At 72.4% G+C, this 1,690-nt stretch carries 2 protein-coding genes; one reads left to right on the forward strand and one right to left on the reverse strand.

The genetic code is table 11. The features are described 5' to 3' along the window. A partial coding sequence (locus tag ACEN88_RS31035; RefSeq protein WP_413345927.1) for a glycerol-3-phosphate dehydrogenase C-terminal domain-containing protein occupies positions 1 to 896 on the forward strand: 896 nt, incomplete at its 5' end. A 6-nt stretch (positions 897 to 902) separates the two neighbouring features. Here the strand turns inward: ACEN88_RS31035 and ACEN88_RS31040 are convergent. Next, positions 903 to 1,690: ERAP1-like C-terminal domain-containing protein (locus tag ACEN88_RS31040; protein ID WP_413345929.1), on the reverse strand; the 788-nt coding region annotated here is incomplete at its 5' end.

A 1,690-nucleotide genomic window follows, 5' to 3' on the forward strand; every position in this document is an offset into this window, starting at 1 on the left:
GCTTCCTGCAGGCGACGGGTGCCGGCCCGGCACGCCCCCTGCGGCTCGTGAAGGGCAGCCACATCGTCGTGCCGCGCCTGTTCGACGGCGACCAGGCGTTCCTGCTGCAGCAGCCGGACGGCCGCATCGTGTTCGCGCTGCCGTACGAGGGCGCGTTCACCCTGGTGGGCACGACGGACGTCGACCACGACGCGCAGGACGTCGACCGCGTCGCCATCAGCCCCGCGGAGACGGCGTACCTGTGCGACGCCGTGAACCGCTGCTTCGAGCGGCGCATCGGGCCGGACGATGTGGTGTGGAGTTATGCGGGCGTGCGGCCGCTGATCGCGGACGATGGCGGCGGCAGCGCATCGTCCGCCAGCCGCGACTACCGCTTCGAGCACGACACGGCCGGCGGCGCGCCGCTGCTGTCCGTGTTCGGCGGGAAGGTGACGACGTTCCGCAAGCTCGCGGAACAGGCCGTCGACTGGATCGGGCCCGTGCTGGGCCGCCAGGTGCCGGCGTGGACGGCGCATGCCTGCCTGCCGGGCGGCGACCTGTATGGCAAGGAGCCGGTCGCGCGTGCGGTGCTCGAGTACGACGCGTGGGTGCGCACACGCCGCCAGCAATTCGCCTGGCTGCCCGACGGCCTGCTGGCGCGCTATGCCCGCAGCTACGGCACGCGCCTGGCCACGCTGCTGGCGCATTGCCGCGCGCGTGCCGACCTGGGCGAGGAAATCGTGGCCGGCCTGTACGAGGTCGAGGCGGACTACCTCGTGCGCCAGGAATGGGCGATGGCGGCCGACGACATCCTGTGGCGCCGCACGAAGCTGGGCCTGCACGTGGCGCCGGGCGCGGCCCAGCGCCTCGATGCGTGGCTGACGGCGCGGCGCCGCGGCACGGTCGCCGCGCAATAGCGCGCTTTACTGCGCGTTCTTCGCCAGCCAGGCGTCGATCTCGGGCAGGCGCGCCGCGTTCACCTGGATGCGGTCCTTGATGGCCGCGATGGCCGCCTCGACGTCGCCGCGCGAGCTCGGTGCCAGGTTCGCCTGTGCGTACGCGCCCAGTTTGTCGACCATCGCCGGATCCGACGATCCCGTCGCGAGGCGCGCCAGGTAGCGGCTGCGCGAGCTCGCGTCCACGCGGTCGTTGATCTGCGCGAGGTTCGCGATCGCGAAGTCGAACGCCATGTCCGGATAACGCAGCGCCACTTCGGAGATCATCTCGGCGCCGATCGTGAGGCCCGGTTCGTCCGTCAGCGCGAGTTGCAGCGCGCGCATGGCGAGCGCGCGGTCTTCGGTCGCGGCCAGCAGGGTGTAGCGCTGGTCGCGCACGAGCGGCGTCGTCTCGTTGCGCGCGGCTTGCTGCAACTGGTCCCACGTGGCGGCGTCCGCGTGCTGGGCGACGACGCCCATCACCGTCTTGCGCAGCGGTCCCGGCACGGCGCTGGCGTCCGTCGCCAGCGCGGCGTAGCGGCGGCGCGCTTCGGCGATGACGTTGGCGTCGCCGAGGTTGCTCAGCACATTGACCAGCTCTTCGCGCAGGTTGGCGACGGACGACGCTTCGCCCGGCCGCGCAGTCCAGCCGACCTGCGCCATCAGCGGTGCCAGGCGCGCGATCGCGAACGTGTCGAAACGCTTCTGGCGGGTCGCGTCGCCGCCGCGGGCCTGTTCGCGGTAGCGGTTGTGGACGCCGTCGAGCAGTGCGGCGA

It is taken from the genome of Massilia sp. CT11-108 (genome assembly GCF_047302915.1).
In the GTDB taxonomy this organism is placed as follows: Bacteria; Pseudomonadota; Gammaproteobacteria; order Burkholderiales; family Burkholderiaceae_D; genus Telluria; species Telluria orientalis.